Origin of the sequence: Helicobacter mastomyrinus (genome assembly GCF_039555295.1) — a bacterium.
Classification (GTDB): Bacteria; Campylobacterota; Campylobacteria; order Campylobacterales; family Helicobacteraceae; genus Helicobacter_C; species Helicobacter_C mastomyrinus.
Genome location: NZ_CP145316.1, coordinates 280,603 through 305,705, shown reverse-complemented (window position 1 = coordinate 305,705; position 25,103 = coordinate 280,603). Strand labels below are relative to the sequence as shown.

General features: G+C 38.3%; 18 protein-coding genes and 1 pseudogene. 18 read left to right on the top strand and 1 reads right to left on the bottom strand.

Annotation, left to right across the window (positions count from 1 at the left end):
• Positions 1–19 precede the first annotated feature (19 nt).
• The 4 genes from V3I05_RS01535 (at position 20) to V3I05_RS01520 (ending at position 5,302) form a co-directional block, all read left to right on the top strand.
• Positions 20–703, top strand: a complete 684-nt coding sequence (locus tag V3I05_RS01535) for an outer membrane beta-barrel protein (protein ID WP_300449015.1) — start codon at positions 20–22, stop codon at positions 701–703.
• Positions 704–713: 10 nt separating this feature from the next.
• On the top strand, positions 714–1,586 hold the full coding sequence (locus tag V3I05_RS01530; RefSeq protein WP_300449016.1) for an outer membrane beta-barrel protein: 873 nt from the start codon (positions 714–716) through the stop codon (positions 1,584–1,586).
• Positions 1,586–2,839: a [cytidine(C)-cytidine(C)-adenosine (A)]-adding enzyme gene (locus tag V3I05_RS01525; protein WP_300449017.1), complete on the top strand. Its 1,254-nt coding sequence runs from the start codon at positions 1,586–1,588 to the stop codon at positions 2,837–2,839. Before V3I05_RS01530 ends, V3I05_RS01525 begins: the two co-directional genes overlap by 1 nt.
• A gap of 135 nt (positions 2,840–2,974) precedes the next feature.
• The gene (locus V3I05_RS01520; RefSeq protein WP_343353799.1) at positions 2,975–5,302 is read left to right on the top strand and encodes a TonB-dependent receptor; all 2,328 of its coding nucleotides are present in this window, start codon (positions 2,975–2,977) and stop codon (positions 5,300–5,302) included.
• A 427-nt stretch (positions 5,303–5,729) separates the two neighbouring features.
• Here V3I05_RS01520 and trpB read toward each other — a convergent pair whose 3' ends face one another.
• Positions 5,730–6,995 carry a tryptophan synthase subunit beta gene (gene trpB / locus V3I05_RS01515; protein WP_300449019.1) on the bottom strand — a complete coding sequence of 422 codons (1,266 nt, stop codon included), beginning with the start codon at positions 6,993–6,995 and terminating at the stop codon, positions 5,730–5,732.
• Between the two features lie 138 nt (positions 6,996–7,133).
• Between trpB and trpA the strand changes: the two genes are divergently transcribed.
• The 14 genes and pseudogenes from trpA to V3I05_RS01445 all read left to right on the top strand — a co-directional run.
• The gene (gene trpA, locus V3I05_RS01510; RefSeq protein WP_343353798.1) at positions 7,134–7,937 is read left to right on the top strand and encodes a tryptophan synthase subunit alpha; all 804 of its coding nucleotides are present in this window, start codon (positions 7,134–7,136) and stop codon (positions 7,935–7,937) included.
• A gap of 1,217 nt (positions 7,938–9,154) precedes the next feature.
• The gene (locus tag V3I05_RS01505; RefSeq protein ID WP_343353796.1) at positions 9,155–10,411 is read left to right on the top strand and encodes an aromatic amino acid transport family protein; all 1,257 of its coding nucleotides are present in this window, start codon (positions 9,155–9,157) and stop codon (positions 10,409–10,411) included.
• Between the two features lie 78 nt (positions 10,412–10,489).
• On the top strand, positions 10,490–10,837 hold the full coding sequence (locus V3I05_RS01500; protein ID WP_300449802.1) for a transcriptional regulator: 348 nt from the start codon (positions 10,490–10,492) through the stop codon (positions 10,835–10,837).
• Between the two features lie 67 nt (positions 10,838–10,904).
• Positions 10,905–14,426 carry a glutamine-hydrolyzing GMP synthase gene (gene guaA, locus V3I05_RS01495; RefSeq protein ID WP_343353795.1) on the top strand — a complete coding sequence of 1,174 codons (3,522 nt, stop codon included), beginning with the start codon at positions 10,905–10,907 and terminating at the stop codon, positions 14,424–14,426.
• 2 nt (positions 14,427–14,428) lie between these two features.
• The gene (locus tag V3I05_RS01490) at positions 14,429–16,015 is read left to right on the top strand and encodes a DNA methyltransferase (RefSeq protein ID WP_343353794.1); all 1,587 of its coding nucleotides are present in this window, start codon (positions 14,429–14,431) and stop codon (positions 16,013–16,015) included.
• 34 nt (positions 16,016–16,049) lie between these two features.
• Positions 16,050–17,768: a DUF262 domain-containing HNH endonuclease family protein gene (locus V3I05_RS01485; protein WP_343353793.1), complete on the top strand. Its 1,719-nt coding sequence runs from the start codon at positions 16,050–16,052 to the stop codon at positions 17,766–17,768.
• Positions 17,769–17,782: 14 nt separating this feature from the next.
• Positions 17,783–18,553 (top strand): TdeIII family type II restriction endonuclease, encoded by a 771-nt coding sequence (locus tag V3I05_RS01480; RefSeq protein ID WP_343353792.1) that lies wholly within the window; start codon positions 17,783–17,785, stop codon positions 18,551–18,553.
• Positions 18,554–19,005: 452 nt separating this feature from the next.
• Positions 19,006–19,668 (top strand): cytolethal distending toxin subunit A/C, encoded by a 663-nt coding sequence (locus tag V3I05_RS01475; protein WP_343353790.1) that lies wholly within the window; start codon positions 19,006–19,008, stop codon positions 19,666–19,668.
• Positions 19,669–19,687: 19 nt separating this feature from the next.
• Positions 19,688–20,509, top strand: coding sequence for a cytolethal distending toxin subunit B family protein (locus tag V3I05_RS01470; protein WP_343353788.1), 822 nt, complete (start codon positions 19,688–19,690; stop codon positions 20,507–20,509).
• 9 nt (positions 20,510–20,518) lie between these two features.
• Positions 20,519–21,070, top strand: coding sequence for a cytolethal distending toxin subunit A/C (locus tag V3I05_RS01465; RefSeq protein ID WP_343353787.1), 552 nt, complete (start codon positions 20,519–20,521; stop codon positions 21,068–21,070).
• 310 nt (positions 21,071–21,380) lie between these two features.
• The gene (locus tag V3I05_RS01460) at positions 21,381–21,809 is read left to right on the top strand and encodes a multidrug efflux SMR transporter (protein ID WP_343353785.1); all 429 of its coding nucleotides are present in this window, start codon (positions 21,381–21,383) and stop codon (positions 21,807–21,809) included.
• On the top strand, positions 21,806–22,111 hold the full coding sequence (locus V3I05_RS01455) for a DMT family transporter (protein WP_343353783.1): 306 nt from the start codon (positions 21,806–21,808) through the stop codon (positions 22,109–22,111). Before V3I05_RS01460 ends, V3I05_RS01455 begins: the two co-directional genes overlap by 4 nt.
• Positions 22,112–22,617: 506 nt before the next feature.
• A complete protein-coding gene (locus tag V3I05_RS01450) occupies positions 22,618–24,480 on the top strand; it encodes an HsdM family class I SAM-dependent methyltransferase (protein ID WP_343353782.1) in 1,863 nt (620 codons plus the stop codon).
• A gap of 59 nt (positions 24,481–24,539) precedes the next feature.
• Positions 24,540–25,103: pseudogene (locus V3I05_RS01445) on the top strand (restriction endonuclease subunit S); the annotation flags it as partial.

Here is a 25,103-nt window from a genome sequence, read left to right as displayed (position 1 = left end):
TAACAAAAAAGGCTTATAAATGATGAAAAAACTATTTCTATGTGCGAATTGCTTGTGTGTAAGTGTGGCTTATGCCGGACATAGCGGATTCTTCATAGGTGGGAGCTTGAGCCTTAATAACACACATTACAGTGGTGTGTATAGCACACAGGATAATGGCACAACTACGCATTACCCTCATGGCAACGATTCTCATAATGCTTTTGGCTTATCTGCGCGATTAGGGTATCAAAGGTTTAGTGCCGATGCGCGATTTGGCGCGAGATTCTATATCGAATACAACGATAATGGCTATGCAAAGTATATTGATGAGGCAAATATAAGCCACAAAATGGATGCTTATGGCTTGGCTTTGAATGTGGATTTACTCTTTGAGCTTTTGCAGATGAAAAATGCTACTCTAGGAGTTTTTGCCGGTGGCGGCGTTATGTTTAATACGCAGACTTTTACAAAGACGCATTATAGTATTTATCAGGAGGATTTTACTTCAGCAGCATCGCTTAAGGGTTATGGGCTAAGCGCACAAGCAGGAGTATCGCTTACATTTAATGATAAACATAGAATCGAATTAGAGATTAAGCGTAGTAATCTTGTGAGCGATTATGATTCAGGATATATTTATGTCGGTGCACAGGCGGAATCTTTGAAACTTGAAGCGCAGGGATTCTTAAGCTATCGACTAAACTATGCATATGTGTTCTAGGAGGTGTGAGATGAGATATGTATGTGTAACATCTCTTGTTAGCCTTTGCCTATGTGGAAGTGCCCTATTTGGGAGTGATGAGGTAAGTGGAAGTATAAAAAATGGTGCGTTTTTTGCCATTGGGGGAAGCTACACGCCTCAAATACCCTATAATGTGCTCTCTCTAGTAGATTCTCAAACACAGATAACGCGCACAGCCCTTTATGGCGGGGGTATTAAATATGGTGCAAAGCATTACTTTGGCAATGCGTTAGGATTGCGCTTGTATGTGCCATTGCAAGCAGGGTATAGCTCTAAAAATGCGACATTTGCCGCTTTAGGTATGGGGGGCGATATACTCTTTGATATTGGCTCATCGCGCAAAAGCATTGGTATCTTTGCTGGTGGTGAGGTAAGCTATGCATATTATTGGCTGGGTGGGAGTAATGCTAAGGGTATGCAAACTGAAGTGCATACGGGTGTAAGCCTTAATTTCAATCCGCATTTTACTTTGCAAATGGGCATTAAGCATTATATTGATAGGCCCTCGCAGGCTAGACTTGCTCTAGGTTCATCGTGGCGCGATTATGGCGCGTTTGTGGATTTTGTCTTTTCACTTGATAATAGCGATATTTCGCGCTCTTATGCCTTAAGGGAGGAAGCAAGACAAAAAGCAAAAGAACAACAAGCTAAAGAAGAAGCCGCTAGAATCGCTGCTCATAATAGGAATATATATGCAAATGGCGGCGTGGTGTATGGTAGCTCAAATCCCGGCGGAGGTATGAGCGCGTTTTTTGGGGCATTGCTTGGTGGATTGTTGGGCAGTTCAACAAATGCTGACAATAGAGGAGGTTCATATTATTCCCCAAGGCAAAGCCCACCACCGCAATTAAAAATGCGCTAATGAATACCTTTGATCCCGCTATTTTTAAGCCCACATTGCCTGATTCTGTGCTTTATATCTTGCAAACCTTGCAAAATGCGGGATATGAGGGGTATATCGTAGGTGGCTGTGTGCGCGATATGATTTTGTGCGAGATGGGGCATTCTCTTACTTTGCCAAATGACTATGACATCGCTACTTCAGCGCTCCCGCAAGAGATAATGGCACTCTTTCCTCATACTATCCCCACAGGCTTAAAGTATGGCACGATTAGTGTTATTATAGAATCTTGTAGCTATGAGGTTACTACCTTCCGTGTTGATGGGCATTATAGTAATGCGCGTAGCCCGGATTCTGTATATTTTAGCACTTCTCTTTTGGCAGACGTGAATCGGCGGGATTTTAGCATAAACGCCCTTGCTTATACACCGCACAAGGGGTTAATAGATATGGTTGGCGGCATAGAGGATATATTGCACAAACAAATTGTTTGCGTGGGGAATCCTATGGAGCGTTTCAGTGAAGATGCCTTGCGGATTCTAAGGGCTTTACGCTTTAGTGCAACTCTTGGTTTTGGGATAGAATCCCACACAAAGGCGGCATTATATGAATGCGCTGTGTCGCTAAAAAAAGTAGCAAAGGAGCGCATACGTGTGGAGCTATCTAAGCTTTTGTGTGGGGCTTATGCGCAAGATGTGCTAAGTGAGTATATATCACTTTTTGTAATAATGATCCCGCAAATCCCGCCTCAAAGTGATTTTAGTGTTTTTGAATCTTTGTGCGGGTGCGAGGTAAGGGTTAAATGGGCTTGTTTTTTGTATCCTTGCAAGGCTTGTGCCGATGGTATTTTAAGGGCTTTAAAGTTTGATAATAAGACGAGGGAGTATGTGTTGGCATTGCTTAGGCTTTATGAAATGCCTTTAGGTATGAGTGCACAGGAGCTAAAAATATTGATTGCGAATCTTGGTGGGAGAGATAAGGGGCAAAATGTGAGCGGCGAGCGTTTAATTAGCGATATACTTATGATAAAGGCGGCGCAAAAGGTGGATATGGAGCTTTTGGAGCAATTTAGGGAAGGCTTTAATGCGATTTTAGATTCTAACCTGCCTTTAAGTATTGCAGAACTCTGCATTAATGGCGATGATTTGCTAGATAGAGGAATGAGGGGTAAGAGAATAGGAGAGGTGCTGCAAATGCTTCTTATGAAAGTATTAAACGAGGAGATAGAGCATAAACGCCCCACTTTGCTTAGATATATCTCGAAATTAGCATAATATTGGCTCTGCTTGATTGGGCTAAAGATATAGCTTTTCTTTAAGAATATTTTAATAATGCTTATGATACAAATCGTTTTTAACATATTATAGTAATAATTATTATAATATTTTAATTTTCAAAAAGGATTTGCTATGAATATATTTCTTATGCCCCCCCCCCCATTAATCTTTTCTAAAAAGCATTATAAACTCTTCTTTTACACATTAGCATTGACTACTTTAGGTTTTGTTGGTTTTGCGGAGGAATTAGAAGATTCTCAATCTCAACTTACACAAAATAAAAAACTCAATGCTATTATCACTTCTGCTACCGGTTTTGACTTACCGCTTAAAGATGAGCCGAAAAATATTTTGTTCATTGAAAAAGAGGATTTAGAAAATAAGGGCTATCAAAGCTTGGAACAAGCTTTGCAATATCAGCCGCTTATCACCTTTAGTGATTCTGGCTTTGGGCGAAATATCGATTTAAGAGGGCAGGGAGCTGATGCCAATCGTGCAGTGAAAATTTTGCTTAATCGTGTGCCTATCTCCCTGCTGGATACCAGCCACGGTGTGCCACCTTATAATAATATCGACATAGAGGACATTCAAAGTATTGAGGTGATTCCCGGAGGGGGAGCTGTCGTCTATGGGAATGGCACACGAGGAGGGGTGGTGAATATCGTTACTAAAGCCCCGAGTAAAGATTTTGTGCGATTGGTGCTAAAAGGCACAAGCGGCGAGGCTTTGGGGCTGCAAGGAGGAAGTCTTAGCTTAGCGGCAGGAAAGAGGGTAAGCGATAGTCTCTTTATCCGTGGTGATGTGAGCGGAAGCTACACCCCCGGCGCACGCAATACCGCTTCATTGGATAACTCCGTAAAAGCCTTTGAAAATGACAATACTACAAATACCTATGTTGCCTTTCAAGCCCTCTATACCCCAACAGAATCAAGCAAGCTTGATTTTAACATCAACTATTCGCATTTATGGCGGAGCTATCCACGCGCATATTTTGCCTTAGCTAATTCTACGCGAATGGGGCAAAACATTACTTATTTCCCAGATAAGGGCAGAAATGAGCTAAAAAATGAGCGTAATCTCCCTCACGCCGATACATACAGAACAGAGACAGACGCCTTGCAAACTTCACTCAATTACACACAAAAATTTAGCGAGAGCCTTAGCTTTGACGCGCTAGCTTTTTGCCAATTCTCCTTATTAAGATATACCAAAGATAGTTATATAAGTGGGATGTTTGTTAATAATGGCAGTGGAGGCAAGGCAGGATTCCAAAATCACGGCGGGGGCTTAAATCTCAAGCTTAAGCACAGCACACAAAACAACACTTTGATTGTAGGGCTTGATAATGTGCTAGAGTATTCTCAAAGGCGGAATCTAACCGACCATATCATTACTATTCCCGCAGGACAAACTCCCACGATATACGACTATGCGGCAGATGTGAATAACACTGCACTAAAGCTTTCTAACTCACTCTATGTCTATGATACCTATGCTTTTAGCGAGAGATTTGACTTAAGTGCGGGAGCGAGAGTGGAGTATTCAAACTATTGGACAGATAATAATCAAGAGTATGCGAGTGTGTGCAGTGGTATGTTATGCAATTCTATGCCTACAATGTATCCAAGCTTAAATCAAAACGAAAAATTTAGCCTACACAGACAGCGATTAGGCTATGCCGCAGAGATTACGCCTAACTTGAAATACAGCGATACGGGCAATATCTATGCTAAGGCGGAGCTAGGATTCATAAGTCCTAGTGCATATCAAATGATTAATGCAGACCCTAATTCAAGCACAAATAGTGGGCGACCAAGCGGTGGAATCTATCTCAATGAAGCTAATGGCGTGAGACCAGAGCGATACCTCACAGGCGAAATAGGCTTTAAAGATGAGCCAAGCTTTAGTTATTTGCAAGCTGCACTTTTCTATACACATACCTTTGATGAGATTTTTGTAAATCAAATCCAACACGGCACGGCTTATACATATAGTAATCTCGGGCAGACGCAACGTGCGGGGCTAGAATTCATCGCAAGTCAAAGACTTTTTGCGACTGAATGGCTTAGGCTAAGTGAGGGGGTAAGCTATATATGGACAAATATTTTCAAATCAAATGGTGCTACTGCCGCACTCAAAGGCAAGAATGTCCCTTATGTGCCAAGCTTAAAGCTCACTTTTAACATCGAGGGCGATATTTTTAGGGCTTCAAATCAATTTCTCACGCTCTTTTTAAACAATGCCTATTTTTCCCAAAGTATCGATTCCACAAGCAAGACAATGAATAAAAATGGCTATGTGCTAAGCGATTTAGGGCTTATGTATGGTATAAAAGATATAAAGGTAAATGTGGGCGTTCGAAATCTGCTTGATTCTTGGTATAGCACTTATCAAGTGTTTCCAAACTACTATCCGGGATTTGGCAGAAGCTACTATGCAGAGCTGCGATATAGCTTTTAACAGCTTTATGATTGTCTATCTACCTTGTCTATTATGCCTTTGCTATTGCAGCTAAAGCTGCTGCATTCGCACGAAGTGCCAATCCATACTTGTAAAGCAAAGCTTCTTCAGATGAAATCTCGCAAGGGTAAAAGGTTTTGTTTTACAGAGTGAAGCCCTGCAAAACGAAGTTTCTTTAGGTATAGGTTCTCTAGTCTATTTTTCTCCCCATAAGTGAGGTATATCCTCACTCATATAAAAATAAAATAGGCACGATAGTGCATACCTCTTAAAGCGTCGTAGGGGTGGGGGATTTATAAGGGGGAGGGAGCGACTTCGCAATTCAAGCCCCTCCCCCTTATAAAAAAAGAAAAAATTTAGAATAGTGAATCTAAAGAGAATAACTTATGGCAAAATCTTATCTTGGCTATCAAAGCGAGTTTTGCTACTACCCTTTGTCAATCCGTGTGAGCTCTGCTTGTAAAAAGCCCTTCCATTTTGCCCTATTGATAGCCTTTGTTGTGATGAAAATATCCTTATCACCGCGCCCGGAGACATTCACAATGATATTTTTATTTTTAAGATTCTTGCAGATTTTGATAGTTGCTGCGAGGGCGTGACTAGATTCTAAAGCGGGGATAATGCCTTCATTTTTAGCAAAGAATTGACAAGCCTCAATCGCCTCTTTATCCAAAGCAGAGGTAAATTCTACCCGTCCAATCTCCGCTAAATGTGCGAGCTGCGGACCTATACCCGCATAATCTAGCCCTGCAGAAATAGAATGTGTTTGACTAAGCTGCCCGTCTTTATCCTGCAAAAAGAGGCTTTTATAGCCCTGTGCGATACCCTCACTCGCGTGAATATTATGAATCCTCTTAGCATTTGCCCCTCTCCCCTCGCCTATGCCACCGCCCTCAACGCCGATTAAACGGACATTTTTATCCATAAGATAATGCGTAAAAAAGCCCATTGAGTTGCTTCCACCGCCTACACACGCTACCATTACATCAGGTAATCCACTAAAATATTTTTTTGTCTGCTTTTTGAGCTCCTTGCTTATCACACTTTGCAGCTCCCGTACCATATCAGGGTATGGATAGGGACCCAGCGCACTGCCTAATACATAAAATGTATCCTCGCTTCTCTTGCTCCACTCGCGTAATGTCTCATTCACCGCATCTTTAAGCGTCTTGCTCCCGCTACTCACACTATGCACTCGTGCCCCGAAAAGCTCCATATTAAAGACATTAGGATACTGCCGCGCGACATCAATTTCACCCATAAAAATATCGCATTCAAGCCCGAGCCTCGCACAAGCTGCTGCTGTGGCTAATCCGTGCTGCCCTGCTCCTGTCTCGGCTATCACACGCTTTTTTCCCATATATTTTGCTAGAAGCGCCTGTCCTAGCGCGTTATTAATCTTATGTGCTCCTGTGTTTGCCAAGCCTTCAAACTTCAAATAAATATTATTTTTGAGGACTTTTGAGCTATTTTGCGCATAAATAAGCGGTGTAGGGCGTCCTACAAAGTTTTTAAGCAAAAATTTTAACTCTTTTTTATACGCCTTACTGGTAAAAATATCGCGATACGCGCTTTCTAGTTCCTTAAATGCAGGAAGCAAAATCTCGGGGATATACTGCCCACCAAAGGCGTGGACACCATTTTTTCCCTCGCCAAAATAGCCCTTTTTAGATTTTGTAAATATTTTTGCCATTCACATACCCTTTGTAAAAAATTCCCCAGATTCTAAGGAAAAATATATGAGATTTACTTTAAATGCTCGCAGTTTTTCTGCAAAATGTGCCGCTAAAATATGCTACAATGTGTGTTTTACTTCATTTTGAGGGCTACTATGTGTGAAAATGCGAAGCAAAAAGATATGACAAAGCTAATGGGGCATATTATTGCAGGGTATCCTAATATGGAATCTAGCCTGTATGCTGCACTTGGGATTTCTCTAGCGGGGGCGAGTTATTTAGAAGTGCAATTTCCATTTTCTGACCCTAATGCCGATGGTGTGGTAATAGAGGAAGCTTGTGATAAGAGTATAGCGGATGGATTCACACTCTCTGCAGGATTTGAGCTACTCTCCACACTTTCAAATCGCCTCTCACAGCTCCAAGATTCGCCTACAAAGCTTATTATCGTAACGTATGCAAACTTGATATTTCACTCTGGTATGGAAAAATTTATCAAAGAGGCGAAAAAATGTGGTGTATTTGGGATACTCGTGCCTGATTTGCCCATAGAATCTGATGAGAATCTCCGCACTTTAGCAAAAAAACATCATATCGCTATTATCTGCCTCATCACGCCTAAAACGCCTATTGCACGTATGAAAAAGATTGCTAAAGTGAGTGATGAAATCGTGTATGTAGTTGCTAGATCAGGAATCACAGGGGATAAAACAGAGTTAGATCAAGCCTTTTTTCGCTATCTTGCCGATGTGAAAAAACATTGCAAAAAGCCTATCGCACTAGGATTTGGAATAAACTCTCACGCTCAAGTGGCAAGTTTAGAGGGAAAAGTCGATATTGTAGTCGCGGGAAGCTACTTTGTGCGCTTTATCAGTGAGCTTTCAATACAGAATCTTGCCCCGCAAAGCTATCAAGATAAACTCACTACCTACGCAAAAAGCCTTATGGGTTGGGATTAACCATAAATACAAAGGCTTGGCGTGGAAGTATTGTTTTTATTTTGCTACTTGGCTTGGTGATGATAATTTGGAGAAGTATCGCTGGGCTTATGGCAAGCTCCTCGATAAAAGCACTCAAACAAGCCTTGTTTGAACTGCAATATAAAATAAGCCTATTCCAAAAAAGAGATAGAAGGTCTCAAAAATCCACAAACAGCAGATTCTCAACCCCATAAACACAAAAATTGATATAAGATTTAAAAGCAGACTTAGCCCATAGTAAAAATAAAATGCAATGTTTTCCTACTTTTAGAGAAACTTTTATAGGTTTAAACACATCTAGCAAAGCCATAGCAGAGCTATCACCCCCCCCCCCACAGGCACAAAAGATGGAATCTAGCACACCTTATATTTTGTATAAAAAGTAATGAGGCAAAACAAGCACTTTATTAGTATTTTTTATGCTTTTCATCAAATTTTATTATGATAATATGATATTTGGAATGCTCATTCTCAATCTATTTTTTTTTGCATTACCTTGAACCTACAAATGCATTTTTTGACCTTACGTTATTGCGGGCTACTTGCAAGTATTATCATCGCTTGGAATCTGTTCAAAATATGCTTTACATTGGAGTAATCCCAAATGCTTTTTTACAATATATGCGTAATACGCACTCTTATTTGTAATGATTTTGTGTGCTAATGTAGAGTGTCTTTTTATGTTTTGTATATGCTGCATAATAGCGGTGTGAGCTTTTATTTCAATGCTAATTTGAATATGTCTATTTTGCGGCTTTGGTGCTATGTGGCATTGTGTTGCCCCATATATGCTTCAAAAAACATATTAAACTTTTTAGAATCTACCCATTATTATTTTTTTCCTTGCGGCGTTAAAAGTCTTTTCTTATCGATACTATCGCTTTTGGTAGTTTTGCTAAGATTGTATTATTTATCTTTATGGGACTTGTATTTTGGGATTGTTTATATCTACTCGCACTATGGTTTTAAACTATTAAGTCGATAAGATAAGATGTGTAGCGTAAATAAGATTCTTTTTACTTAATGCAGGATAAATGCTTTCCTCTTTAGTAGAGATTGCCCTTCGCATTTTCTTTTCTTGCCTTTATTAGCGCGGGAGAGATACATTAAAGCATTTCATCTATTAAAGTGGAAACTAGATTGATTGTCTTTTGATATGAAATAAGATAAATATATTTTCATTTAAAAGGAATACTATGCGTTGGAATGCCTTTGATACTCGTTGGGCGCTTTCGCTCTTTGGCACGGCGGTGGGAGCGGGAATCTTATTTCTACCCATTCGTGCAGGGACAGGTGGATTTTACCCTGTGGTGATTATGACTCTTCTCATCTTTCCTATGGTGTGGCTTTCTCATCGAGCTTTGAGCCGATTCGTCAATGAATCTCAAAGCCCTGAGCACGACATCACACACGCTGCAGAGGAATATTGGGGGCGAGGTGTGAGTATTTTTATTACTCTTTTATACTTTTTTGCCATTTATCCCATTTGTCTTGCCTATGGCGTGGGAATTACAAACACCTTTGCGAGTTTTTTTGTTAATCAACTCCATTTAAGCAGCCTCTATGATGAAGCTACAATGAGCCTCTACCCTTGGGCACGTGCGAGTTTGGCATTTGTGCTTGTGAGTGCGATGATGGCAGTAATGCTGCTGAAAGAAGAGCAGATTACAAAAGTATGCAATGTCCTTGTATATCCGCTATGCGCGGTGCTTTTTGGCTTTTCACTCTATCTTATTCCGCATTGGAAGCTAGAATCTTTGCAGGAAGTCCCAAGTTTTGGTGAATTTATAGAAGTGATATGGCTTACCTTGCCCGTGCTTGTCTTTGCCTTTAATCACTCTCCGGCAATCTCTACTTTTACGCTCAGTGTGCGGAGGGAATACACAAACTCACAGGAAAAGGCAAATCAAATCCTCTTCCGCACAGCGCTTTTGCTATTAGTTTTTGTGATGTTTTTTGTGTTTTCTTGTATTTTATGTCTTGATTCAGGGGATTTTGCTAAGGCAAGGGAGGCAAATATCCCTATCCTCTCATATTTTGCTAATCAGTTTAACACGCCAATTATTGCCTTAGGCGCACCGCTTGTGGCTTTTCTAGCTGTTGTGAGTTCATTCTTTGGACATTATTTTGGGGCACTTGAGGGCTTGAATGGCATTATCCGCAAAGGCGTTAAAAGCAGCGGCAGAGAGCCACATATTCCCACGATTAAGGCTTGTAGCACAGCTTTTATGTATGTGAGCATTATCGTTGTGGCATATCTCAACCCAAGTATTTTGGGTTTTATCGAGGATTTGGGTGGTCCAATCATCGCTGCGATTTTGTTTTTAATGCCGATTATTGCCATTTGGAGTGTGGGGAAGCTCAAAGACTACAAAAACCCGCTTTTGGATATATTTGTGTTTGTAATGGGAGTTCTAACAATTACAAGTGTGGTATATAAGCTATTTCTTTAGCTTATACTAAATGCCAAGTAGTTTTTGTTATAGAATCATTATAATTTAGCATAAATATTAAAAGGAGGTTTATTTTCTATGGTAGTTGAGTCTTTCAAAGATTTTGTCCTAGAGCAGTTAGATTCTGCATTACAAGGGCAGTATCAATTTAGCGCAAAAAAGATGTTTGGCGAGTATTGTATTTATGTGCAGGATATGGGTGTGCAAGGCGATAATGTAGCTAAAGCGATATTTTTGTTATGCGATGATACATTATTTATCAAGCAGCATAAGATTCTCCAAGATATATGCAAGAATCTGCCACTTGGGATTCCCTACCCAAATGCTAAAGAATATTATATGCTTGATGTGGAAGATTCTGCCTTGCTAAAATCTATCGTGGAACTTGTTAGTCTAATCTTACCCGCCCCAAAGAAGCGCAAATAGCATCGCAAAGTGGATTAAGCAAGTTTTGCTATAATATGCGTCTTTTAAACACACACAAAGGCTACCTATGCAGCACAATCCTTCAATACTTGTCTTAGATTTTGGCTCTCAATACACACAGCTTATCGCAAGGCGTTTGCGTGAATATGGCGTTTATACCGAGATTGTCCCTTATTTTGAAAAGCTAGATTCTATCAAAGCTAAGAATCCTAAAGGTATTATCCTAAGCGGAGGACCTGCAAGTGTGTATGAAAAAGATGCATATAAACCAGATTTTGGCTTATTTTCTCTTGGTGTGCCTGTGCTTGGAATCTGCTATGGTATGCAGCTTATTGCTCAACATTTTGGTGGGCACGTGATGAGGGCAGAAGCACAAGAGTTTGGCAAGGCGGTGTTAGAGATAAAAGATAAAGCAAATAGGCTTTTTAAAGGAGTGAAGCAAGATTCTATCGTATGGATGAGCCACGCAGATAAGGTGGAATCTATCCCGCAAGGCTTTGTAGAGCTTGCAAAATCGGGTAACACGCACTATTGTGCTATTGCGGATTACAAGTGCAAGATTTATGCCTTGCAGTTTCACCCCGAAGTCGTACATAGCGAGTGTGGGGGGCAGATGTTGCGTAATTTTGCAGTGGGGATTTGTGGTGCGGATACAAGTTGGAATATGCGAAACTTTGCACAAAATGAAATTGTAAAATTGCGCCAAATCGTGTATGGAAGTGGGGTTAGGCAATGTGTGAATCCTGCTTTTAAAACCATAAAAGAAGCTTTTAAAGAAATAGGCAAAGCACAAGTGATAAAAAAGCTTCTTAAAATTTGGGAAGATTCTGTAAGAGCCACGCAAGAAGTGAGTGAGGAATTTATCACCCATAGACGTAAAGAGATAGAAAAAGATTATATTGCAAAGGCAGAGGAAATACTGATATGCACGACAACAGAGGAGTGGCTAGGCTTTATTGCGGTGCAAAAAAATGAAATTACTTTGCTTTTTATCGTTCCGCAATATTTTGGCAAAGGGATTGGCAAAGCATTACTTAAAGAGACTTTGAATCGGCATTTATACCCATTTGAAAAAATCAAACTTAATAGTCGTAAGCAAGCCATCTCTTATTATAGTAAACTAGGTTTTTACAAAGCAGGAGAACCCTTTTGCGTTGGAAATTATCGGGAGATTATGCTAACGCCTATGGAGGTAGCAAGGGAGGACTTAGAGTGTGCCTTGGAATCCCTAAGGGATTCTTTGCATTTTATCACCTTTGTAGAAGCCTTTAAGCACATTGGTAAAGCACAAGCCATAGAAAGGCTTGTTGAAATCTGGGAGCAGGGCGCAAGAGTCACCCACAAAGATTTAAGTGAAGATGAAATCGCGGATATGAGGGAGGAGATACGAGAGGCTGTTTTAGAATCCAAAATTCTACTGATAGTGCAAAAAAATAGGGAATGGTTAGGCTTTATTGCAGTAGAAAAAAATGAAATTGCAATGCTTTTTGTTGCGCCGAGTGCCTTTAAAAGTGGGGTGGGTAAAGCTCTGCTGCAAGAAGCATTTACGCGATATTTAGGCAAATATAAAGTGATAAAGGTAGCAAGTTTAGAGTGGGCTTTGGGATTCTATCAAGCTTTAGGATTTGCAAAAACAGGAGAGAAACCTATCCCCGCAGGGAGTGCAGGTGCATTTTCACCCGAGCTTATCCCGCTAAATATTACGAGTGAGAGTTTGCAAAAGTCTTTAGGGCTTGAGGCGCAAGATTCAAATGAGGGCGTGCGTGAAAAGGTGCGTTGCGCTTGGGCTACCGATAAGGACGAGGCGGCGCGTAAGCTCTATGAGGACTATCACGATAACGAATGGGGTGTGCCACTCCACGAGGATAAGAAGCTTTTTGAGTTCCTTTTGCTAGAGGGTTTTCAAGCGGGACTTTCTTGGATTACAATCCTTAAAAAGCGTGAGCATTTTAGGGCAGCGTTTGATGACTTTGATTATCATAAAATCATCACTTATGATGAAAGTAAAATAGAATCTTTAATGCAGCACAAGGGGATTATTAGGAATCGTGCCAAAATAGAAGCAGCGATTATCAATGCTAAGGCATTTTTGGCTGTGCAAAGAGAGTTTGGGAGCTTTGATAAATATATTTGGGGCTTTGTCAATCATAAGCCCATTATCAATACCTTTGAGAGTATTGCAGATTTACCCGCTACTACGCCATTATCCGATACAATTAGCAAGGATTTAAAAAAGCGTGGATTTAAATTCGTAGGCAGCACGATTGTATATGCGTTTATGCAGGCGGTGGGGATTGTAAATGACCACCTTACCTCGTGCTTTAAGCGCAATTCGTCTTTGGGTATGCAATGCGATAAGGTTTTGGATTTTTCGCAAGGCACGGACGCTAAATCCGCTAACCTTACAAAAAATCCAAAAAACTTACACAGCCATACCGCAAATACTAGAATTGTGGATTCTCAACATACAGAATCTAGCGACACTAAAGGGCAAAGTCATTTAGAATCTAGTGCAGATTCAGGTTCGGCAGTATCAAGAGATTATCAAGAGCAAGATAACATTGAGGCGGAAGCAGTTGAGATGAGAAAGGGTGGCTTTCAAGGCGGAGGCGAAGGGAGTTTATTAGACATAAATGACCAAGCCGACAACGCAGAATCTGCTCTTTATCGCTCAAATGCAACGCTTTCTAAGGTTTTGTGTGCAGTGAGTGGGGGGGTAGATTCTAGCGTTGTCGCGACGTTGCTCCACCGCGCAATAGGGGGTGACCTTATTCCGGTGTTTGTGGATACTGGGCTTTTGCGCAAAGGCGAGAGAGAGGCAGTAGAGAAAATGTTTAGAGAAAACCTCAAAGTGCCACTAATCACTGCGGACGCTAGTGCGTTGTTTTTAAGCCGCCTTAAAGGTGTGATTGAGCCAGAGAAAAAGCGTAAAATCATCGGTGAGACCTTTATTGAAGTCTTTGAAAAAGAGGCAAAAAAGCACAATACCAAAGGCGAGATAAAATTCCTCGCACAAGGCACACTTTATCCTGATGTGATAGAATCTGTGAGTGTGAAAGGTCCATCTAAGACGATAAAAAGCCACCATAATGTCGGCGGACTGCCTGAATGGATGAAGTTTGAGCTGATTGAGCCATTACGAGAGCTATTTAAAGATGAAGTGAGGGCGTTAGGGCGAGAGCTAGGAATGCCTGAATCTATGCTAATGCGCCACCCATTCCCGGGACCAGGACTAGCCATACGCATTATGGGAGAGGTGAATAAGGCGGATTTGGATTTGCTGCGTGAGGCGGATTCTATCTTTATAGACGAGCTACATAAACAAGGCTATTATGATAAAGTATGGCAGGCGTTTTGTGTGCTGCTCAATGTGCGGAGCGTGGGTGTAATGGGCGATAATCGCACTTATGATAATACAATTTGTGTGCGTGCGGTGGAAGCGATTGATGGAATGACAGCGACTTTTGCGCATTTGCCCCACGATTTTTTAGAATCTGTAAGTAATAGAATCGTCAATGAAGTAGAGGGCATTAACCGCGTGGTGTATGATATAACTTCTAAACCCCCGGGTACGATTGAGTGGGAGTAGCAATGACACAAATCTTAAGTGATACTTTACTTACACCCAAACAAGCGAGTATCTGGGCAAGTGAGTATTTAGGGAAAAAGGTAACAAGCAATAATATTATCTATCTCTTAAATTATGGGAAAATTGCTAATCACAGCACAGATTTAAAAGAAAATTTGATTGATAAAAATGAGCTTAAAATATATTATGATAGCACGATTAAATCGCAAAAACACTTAGAATCTCCGCTCTCGTTTGCACAATATAAAGAAGCAGAGACGACAAAGCATATCCACAGAATCCACCCCTATAAAGGCAAGTTTATCCCCCAACTTGTGGAGTATTTTTTAGATTCGCACACAGATTCTATCAAGCAAGAAACTTATTTTAAGCCCAATGATATTGTGCTAGATATTTTTGCAGGGAGTGGCACAACTTTGTGTGTGGCAAATGAGCTAGGAATGAATGCGGTTGGGATTGATATTTCCATTTTTAATGCTTTACTTTGCAATGCTAAGGTTGCTAAATATGATTTAGAAGCCCTTGAATCTGAACTTCTAAGGCTTACAAACTGCTTAGAAAAACATACAAAGAATCTACAAATTAGCTCTTTTGAATCCGCTTTAAATGACGCTTTGAGCACATTTAATCAAGCTTATTTTCCTAACAAAACCTTTAAACGTCAAGTTGCCTTAAAACAAATTGATGAAAAAGCCTATGGAGAGGCAAAAGCGCAGGAGTTTTTAAAAATTTATAATGATTTAGTGAAGCTTTATCATATCAACCTTAGCACAAAGGCGCAAGGAAGCTTTTTTGAAAAATGGTATGTGGATTCTATAAGGGAGGAGATTATTTTACTTAAAAATGAAATTGCAAAAGCCCCCAAAGTTTTACAAGATATTTTATGCATTATCCTAAGTCGCACAGCAAGAAGCACTCGCGCCACGACACACTCGGATTTAGCTACACTTTTAGAACCTATCACAGCAACTTATTATTGCAAAAAACACGGCAGAATCTGCAAACCACTCTTTAGCATTGCAAAATGGTGGAAAGCCTATGCTAAAGATGCTTTAAAGCGATTAAGAGAATTTGAATCTTTGCGAAGTGAAACGAAGCAACTTTGCTTGAATGCAGATTCTATAAATGTAGATATTATCACTGCAGCGCAACAACAAGATAAGGCTTTTGCTCAACTTATCAAATCTCAAAAAATTGCTGGAATCTTTAGCTCCCCGCCTTATGTAGGGTTGATTGATTATCACGAACAACACGCTTATGCCTATGATATTTTTGATTTGCCTCGCAAGGATAATTTAGAGATTGGTAAGTTAAGTGAGGGGCAAGGCAAGAGCGCACAAGAAAAATATATGCAAGGCATAGCACAAGCTTTAAAAAACGCTAAAAGATTTTTAAAAGAGGATTATAATGTGTTTTTGGTTGCCAATGATAAATTTAATCTTTACCCAAAAATTGCAGAACTTGCAAATATGCAGATTGTCAAAAAATACGATAGACCTGTGCTTAATCGCAGCGAAAAAGATAAAAATAGGTATAATGAGAGTATATTTCATTTGAGGGATAAAAACTTTCAAACAAATTTAGTTTAATGTATTAAACTTAAAAAAATGCAAGGAGCAAAAAATGAGTCAAGAAACTTTAGAGAAAGTCTTAAGTAGGGATAAATTCAGTATTCCACAATATCAAAGGGATTATGCGTGGAAAAAGAAAAATTTTGAAGAATTATGGGAGGATTTAAGGGAAAGCAGAGATTCTGGAGATTCTCAAGGACACTTTTTGGGGACTATTGTTGTAGCACCAAATCAGCAGGATAGTAAAAAATTTGATATTATTGATGGGCAGCAGCGCATTACAACTATATTTATGCTTTTATACGCTCTTGTATGCAAAAGTGAGTTTAAAGATACTTACAAAATTAAATTTCTAACTGATAAAAGAGGTGATACAAAACTTGAGGTTGTTCCACAAAATCAAGAATTCTTAAAAGAACTCTTAAGAGATTCAGAGAAAGGAACTTTATCATCAACATTGAAAGAAAAAGCTGATACTAGAGGTAAGAAAAACTTATATGAAGTTTTTGAATCAATTTTAGATAAAGTATCAAACCTAGATTCTGTCGAAGTTGAAAAATCTATTGAAACATTATTATCTATGGTTTTAATGTGGCTTGAAGAACCAAATTCTGGGAGAGCCATACGAACATTTCAAAGCGTTAATGATAGGGGCATTTCTCTTAGTTTGTTAGATAAGTTAAAATCACTTTTGATTTATTATTCTAATCTTTATTGTAATGGCAGTGGGGGCTTAGACGAGGAAATTAATAATACTTTTGGAGAAATTTTTAAGATATTTTTAAAAATTGAAGACCATAGACATATTTCAAATATTGGCAATCAACAATTTGGAGAAAGCGACATTTTTCGTTATCACGCAGGAAGCAATAAATTTGCACATATTGAGTTCTTGGGGTATTATAGAAGCAGTAATAGTGATACTTATGAGAAACTAAAAAGTGAGCTTAAAAGTATTAGCAAAAAGTTAGAAAGTTCTGATTTCAAAAATTTTATTAAATCTTATATTGATGATTTAAAAAATTTTTATCAAGCCTTTTTGGGTTTATTGGATGAAATAGATACTAATCCTCATATTTTTAAACTTTTTTTGCTTGAAAAAATAAATCCATATTTTTATAATTCCCTTGTAAGATGTAAGATAAATAATCAGCTTGATAACGAGCTTATAACGCTTTTTGCAAAGGCGGATATTTTATTTTTTAAATCAGGCAGTTCTCGTGATGGAACTGCATATAACTTGATTAATTCTTGTTTGCACGGAAAAGAAGAGTTTAAAAATGAAATAATTTTGCAATGCAAAAAATCTAATAACATTAAACAAGCCATAGAATATTTATTAGAATATGCCTATGGTATGCTTTATTTTCATTATGTATTTTTTGAACAAAATTGTCAAAATATGGATATAAACGAACTAAAGAATCTTATAGAGAAAAAACAACTCACACAAGAAAAAGAACATATCATACCTGAAAATTTGCTTGAAACAGAAGATGAAGCACAGGCAAAAAAATTAGGTTTTGATGATTTAGAGGATTTGGATAATTATATAAATTCATATGGAAATCTTTTATCACTTGAAAAAGGTCTTAACTCAAAAGCAAAAGATAAAGATTTAATTGGCAAAGCGGAGATTTACAAAAGTTCCAAAATTCATTTTATAAGAAGGTTTGAAGTGGAAAAATTTAATAAAAATTTATTGAAAAAGCGTAAGGAGGAATGTGAAAATTGGCTCAAAAAAGAATTTTTTAAAGATTTTTTAAATTAAGGGTGAGCAAAATAATGCAAAATCTTAAAAACAATGTCAAAAATCGTCTGTTTCAAGCATTACGCAATAAGTTTGAAAATTATAAGCCCGAAACTTCTTCTATGCCTTTTCACACAAGACTTTTAGGTAAAGACAGAATGGCACTTTATAGCTTTATTCAAAGTCTGAATACTAATTTCGGCACAAGTATCTTTGAGCCTGTGGCTGAAGAATTGGGTTTAAAGCATTTTGATGTTATCAAGCGTCAAATGGTGGTTGCAACTACAATTACCAAAGAAGCACAAAGAGTGATACAAGATATTATGGATTCTTTAGAAAGCGGCAATTCTAAGCCTAACAAAAATGAGGAAATCGCTAGAATCTTAGCGGTTTCACAAAGTGGAGAAACAAGCATTATCAAACCTACAAAGGTGGATTTGTTTTTGCAGAAGGGCAATAATGTGTATTTAATTGATATTAAAACCGCTAAACCAAACAAGGGTGGATTTAAAGAATTTAAACGCACACTTTTAACTTGGGTAGGTTGCTTTGGGTTTAATAATCCAAATGCAAAGATTAACTCACTCATTGCTATACCTTACAACCCTTATGAGCCAAAACCCTATGAGAGATGGACAATGGCAGGAATGCTTGATTTAGATTCTGAAATTAAAGTAGCAGAGGAATTTTGGGATTTTTTGGGTGGCAAGGGAAGTTATGAGCTAATTTTATCGGCTTTTGAAGAGGTTGGGTGTGAAATGAGAGAGGAAATTGATGCGTATTTTAAGAAATTTAATCAACATTGAATCTGTGAGTAATAGAATCATCAACGAAGTAGAGGGCATTAACCACGTAGTGTAATCTTGCAAGAAAATCTAAGAGCAAATCCAAGCACAAGTAAATTAAATAAATAAAATCAAAGGTTAATACTTTGACATTAATCAAAAACTATATAAACGGTCTTAAAAGCGTAAATGTATATTTTGCTTACCCACTAAGCGAAACATACAAAGTTTTTATATATTAATCATTTTAATATAATATTAAACGATTTTGAAATAGCAATTTATTCAATTGAAAATAAACAAATATATAAAATATAAAGTTAGATGAATAAAAGAATATTAAAAGATTATTTTTTATAATTTTTTATGCTCACTTTAGCTTCTTATAAAAAGAAATAATTTTATATATTGCTTTATATTTATTTTGTTAAAAATTGCATTGAAAAATTTATTTTTAAACAAAGGCTATTTTTATGAGACATTTATTTTTTATTTTCATAACTCTTTTGTTTGCAGCGTGTTCTTCAACACCAAAGGTTGATCATGGTATAGGATTGAGCCCAACGCCTCCACCTAATGAGCCAATACCGGGTGAAAAATCAAGAGCAATGCTGATGGAAATGGAGGGGCATAAAACTCCTGTTAGTATTCCTGATGCAAATGCGCCAAAAATAGATAGAAATGCTTCTAATCCTATATCAATTATGTCTTCATCGGGAGGTCTTTTAACGCTTTGGGCGCTTAAGCCAAGAAATTGGGTATGGGGATATACGCCTATTGATAGTTTTGAGTTTGGCAGAGCAAAATTTTGGCGTATTATAAGTTTTTCAAATGGGCAAGTGATGATTAAAAATATGCAAGAAAGTACTTGTCTTCAGGCTTATGGAAATGGTGTGATTCACGATATATGCGATAGTAAAAATCAAGCGCAATTATGGAATCTCAACTTCTTTGACAATCAAGCGATACAAATTCAAAGTGTGAGTGCAAAAACTTGTTTGCAAACACCAACTGTGCGAACAACGACATACTATAGTATTTATTTAACAAAATGTGCGACGAGTTCTAACCTTGACCAACAATGGTATATTACCCCTGTGGCACTAGAACCAGAACCTATTTTTTTCATTAGATAATCAATATTAAGGAGTAAAAATGAGAATACTATTATGCTTTTTAATGAGTTTTACCCTTGCTTTAGCCAATCTTGAAGATTATAGAGTAAGCACTTGGAATCTACAAGGTTCTTCAGCAAATACTGAGAGTAAATGGAATATAAGTGTGAGACAACTCATCACAGGAGATAATCCTGCTAATATCCTTATGGTGCAAGAAGCAGGTGCTATACCTGCTTCAGCGAGAAGAACGGGCAGAATGGTTCAGCCCGGTGGGACACCTGTAGAGGAGTTTACATGGGAGCTTGGAACTTATTCTAGACCAAATACGGTTTATATCTATTATGCTCCTCTAGATGTGGGAGCAAGAAGGGTGAATCTCGCCATAGTTTCTGATAGAAGAGCTGATGAAGTTCTTGTAGTGCATCAAAATGTTGTTGCCACAGAGGCATCGCGTCCAGCTATTGGTATTCGTATCGGCAATGATGTGTTTTTTAATATTCACGCTTTAGCAAGTGGAGGTGGTGATGCACCTGCTTTAGTTACAGCCGTGCACGATAATTTTATTAATATGCCACAAATAAATTGGCTTATCGCTGGAGATTTTAATCGTGATCCAGCGCTCTTGCAATCTGGGCTAGATACAAGAATCACCAATCATATCCGCATTACTGCGCCAAACTCTGCTACACATTTTAGCTCTAGAGGAGCAAATAGAACACTTGATTATGCGGTAGTGGGCAGATCAAGCCCTTCTCGTTCTACTATAGCCTTGCCGCAAATTGCAGCAATACTTATGGCAGCAAATATACGCGCACACCTCTCATCTGACCATTCGCCTGTGCATTTTGGACGATTTTAGGAGGCATCAATGAAAAAATTTACTTTATTATTCATTTTAATCTCAAGCTTTGTATATGGAGGTGATCCTGAAGATTTACCAGATTTTACCGCACCATTTTCTCTAAGAAATCTTGCAACAGGAGATTTACTTGCTCCAGATTATAGAAAACCAAATTGGAATCTCAAGCAAGTTGATCTTGATGAACAAATCCGCAAAAGTGATCCTTTTGATAAGTTTAATTTAGGGGCTATGCAATTTGTTAATGCAGATGATCCAAAGTCGTGCCTAGGGATTGATGAAAGCGGATTTTTTGCGCTTAAAAATTGTGAAGAGGATTTAAAAAGTAAAAAGCTTGAAACCGTATTTACAATTATTCCTACAACAAGTGCTGCGGTACAAATTCGTTCTTTTGTTTTGGACAAAACAGAATGTATTTCGGTATTTTTTAACCCTCGCCTACCTTCAGGCAGGGGCACTGGCATTACTCCTTGTAGTGTAGATAAAATATTTACCATAGATTTGTTTAGACTTATGCTCATTCTCCCTCCTTTGGTTGAGGCAAAAACTATTAATCCTTAAAGGTTTGCATAAAAGAAAGATTGAGTATGGGTGGTTATCCTTATTCCACCCATACACCTACATTTACAAGATATAGCTTTTATGCTATAATGCCGCAAATTTAAAATTCTTAAAATGGAGGAAAAGGGCAATGTTTTGGGAGCAAGGCTATCAATCGTTTGCTTTTCTCATCTATTTTTTCTCTATCTCCTCACTTTAAAGCTCTGCTTCTCACCTTTACATTACATCATACATAGATTCTAAACCGCATTTATGGGCTTTGGCTTTTGCAATCCATAAAATGCACAAAATTATTTCACAAGGAAATGTTATGACACAGATTAAACTCACCCCGAATCTCGCGTGGGGATTGGTGCTTTTAGGTGGCATTGTAGAATGCTTTTGGGCGAGTGGGCTAAAATATGCCGATAGCCTCTTGCTCTATGCGCTCACAGGCATTTTGATTCTCATCTCATTTTTTGGAATGATTTTAGCAGTGAGAGTGCTAGAAGTAGGTATCGCTTATAGCGTGTTTGTGGGCATTGGCACATTAGGCGTTACAATGGCAGAAGTTCTTTTCTTTGGCGAGCCTTTTTCAGCCCTTAAAATTCTCTTTATCATTACCTTGCTTATCGGCGTGGTGGGGCTAAAGCTTTCAGCAGATAAGATAGAAGAATCTCAAGGAGAGAAGCTCGCAGAAACGCTTTCGCACGATTTGGGAATTGATGAAATCGTGCAAGATTCTAAGGAGTACAAATGAGCTGGGTGTATTTGCTGCTTGCTGGATTGATGGAGATTGCAGGTGTTATTTTGATGAAAAAATACAGCCTGACAGGGCGCAAAATCTTTTTGCTTGGTATTGTTGTGCAGTTTGGACTAAGTCTTGCTTTGCTCTCTCTTGCAATGCAGGGCATTGCGATGGCAACTGCGTATGCAATATGGACAGGCATTGGCACTGCTGGGGTGTGCTTGTGGTTTTTTAAAGAGAGCAAGAGCGTCAAAAAACTCTTTTTCATCGCGCTCATTATCGTTTCAGTCGTGGGGTTAAAGGTGATTGGCTAAACTCTAAGTAGCTTAATCTCTAGCTTTTCTTGAAAGATTTTAAGCTACAATTTTGCATTATATAAGGTATCAACTCTAATTTAAGTTAAGACTCATTTTTGAGGTTTTATTTAAAAATAAAAATAATTAATCTTTTATATTGATAATTTGCCTTTTCCCATTGCAATATTTTTATATAATTGCCACTTTAAGACATACGGCACAACCCCAAAATGAAGTAGCTATGAGGAAACAAATTTAAATTTTGCTATACTTTTGCATTTATAAATATATTATGGACTGGAAAGGAGCAATCCAAATATGGCAAGCATAGAAGAAATTATTGAAGATAAGGCGAAAAGGCAGCTTGAATCTTTGCAAATTGATTATTTTACAAAGACACAGCCCATAAACACAGAGATAGTTCAGCCCTAAGCAAGTATCCAAGCAAGAGTGGCGGAAGTGGTAAAAATTATCCAGACATTAAGCTTTTTTTAAAAACAGGTGAGCTTAGAAAAATCCCCGTAATGATAGAAGTTAAAGGCACGAAATGTAGGTTAGCTAGATTTAAAAATGGCGAAATAGAAAACACAAATGATAAAGGCGAACTACTCTTTAAAAACATTGGCGATTATGCGCTAAATGGTGCGGTGCATTATGCTAATGCGATTTTAGATTATACACATAGCTATGATGAGGTTATCGCGCTTGGGATTAATGGCTACTACAAGGACGACCAAAGCAAAGATATTGCCACAGAATATGCCTTTTATTATTTAAACCGAAAAAATCTTTCTTGCCCTAAGAAAATCGGCGATTATAAGGATTTATCTGTTTTTGCAAAAGAGCATTTAAGCGAATTTATAACGCAAATTGATGCGCTCACTTTAAGTGAAAAAGAGCGCGAAAAAATCATTGAAAATTTAGAAAGCGATATAGAATCTAAGCTTAATGCCTTAAATCAATTTCTTCACGATGAGCTTTTAAATATCAATCCAAACACGCGCGTAGCATTACTTGTAGGTATGATTATGGCAGCACAAGGCGTTAAGGATAAAGTGAAGCCTTTATCATTAGAGGAATTAAAAGGCGAACAAGGCACAAAATCAAATGATGGGCAAATTTTTCTTAATAAAATTAACGACTTTTTAGAGCAAAAAAGTTTTCCGCAAGAAAAAATCGCAATGGTAATTAATGATTTAGAATCTGCCTTTATTCACTCAAAGCTTTGGCAGCAAAGCACTTTTACAAACACACAAAAAACCGATGAAACACCCTTAAAAAAGACCTATGCTCTAGTATGTGATAACATTCTCCCACTTGTAAGAAAGCTACAAACCGCAGACATTGCGGGGCGACTTTTTAACTCTCTTACAAAATGGCTTGAAGTGCCAGATAGCGAGAAAAATGATGTCGTGCTAACCCCTCGCTATATAGTTGATTTAATGGTCGCACTCACTCGCGTGAATAAAGATTCGTATGTATGGGACTATGCCACAGGCTCGGGAGCGTTTTTGATTTCTGCGATGAATACAATGATTAAAGACACACAAGAGAGGGTTCCAAGCCCTAAAGAAAGAGAAGCTAAAATCGCTCATATTAAAGCTTTTCAATTACTAGGTATAGAGAAAAGAGCAGATATTTACTTGCTTGGAATCTTAAATATGATTTTGCTTGATGATGGCTCGGCGAATCTCTTGCATAAGGATAGCCTTAGTGATTTTCAAGGCTTTTATGAGCAAGGAGAGAAGAAAGGAGAGAGTTTCCCTGCGGATTGCTTCTTGCTAAATCCTCCCTATTCAGCTGCTGGTAAAGGCTTTATATTTGTTGAGAGGGCATTAAAGAAAATGAATAAGGGCAAAGCCTGTGTGATTATCCAAGAAAATGCAGGAAGTGGCAATGGACTGCCCTATACAAAGGATATTCTCACACATAGCACGCTTTTGGCAAGTATTAAAATGCCAAATGATTTATTTGTAGGTAAATCAAGTGTGCAGACTGCGATTTATCTCTTTGAAGTAGGCACTCCTCACGATGTAAAATCTCAAGTGAGATTTATTGACTTTAGCACAGATGGCTACACGAGAGCGGCACGCAAAAAGGCAAAAGCCTCTACAAACCTAAAAGATAGCGATAATGCAAAAGCAAGATATGAAGAACTCATTAATGTAGTGCTATATGGAAGCTCTTATTTGCATTATTATAAAGATTTTTTCATAGAAGATTGCATAAATTTAGAGGGTAGAGACTGGACTTATGCGCAGCATAAAGTGATAGATACGAAGCCTACTTTAGGGGATTTTAAAAAATGCGTGAGTGAGTATTTAGCTTGGGAAGTGAGCAATGTGCTAAAAAATAGCAATAAGGATTCCGCGCAAAATTTTCTCTAAGCCCTCGTTTAGCAGAGCTTGAAGCGACATTCAAGCAAAACGGGGGCGAATGGAGGGAGTTTAGAATCGGAGAGTTGTTTGAGGTAAAGTCAAATCCTCAATTAAACAAAGATAGTTTTATATTCGCAGAAAATGCTCCTTACCCTTACTTTACAAGGACTTGCTTAAATAATGGCATAGCAGGGTATGTGGAGTATTTAGATGAGGAACATAAAATAAAAGGTAATAGTATAGCGGTGGGAATGCTTGGAATGCAATTTTTTTATATGGAAAAAGATTTTTACGCAGGGCAATTTACAAAAACCATTTATCCCAAATTTGATACATTTAATAGCAAAATTGCTCATTTTTTCATCACTTGGTTAAATAAATTTCAAAAGACTTTTCAAGGTGTTTTGGTGCGGGATTTTGAAAAAACTTTTAATGAAAGCGTGATTTGCTTACCAACTCAAAACAACAAAATTGCCTTTGATTTTATGGAATCCTATATTCAAGAACTTGAGGCTTACCTTTTAGTTGCTGGATTGAAAGATATAAATCTCACAAGAGAAGAAAACCAAGCTTTGCAAACCTTTGCAAAGCTTGGAGATTCCACCTTGTCGGGGGGGGGGGGGGGGGAGTAG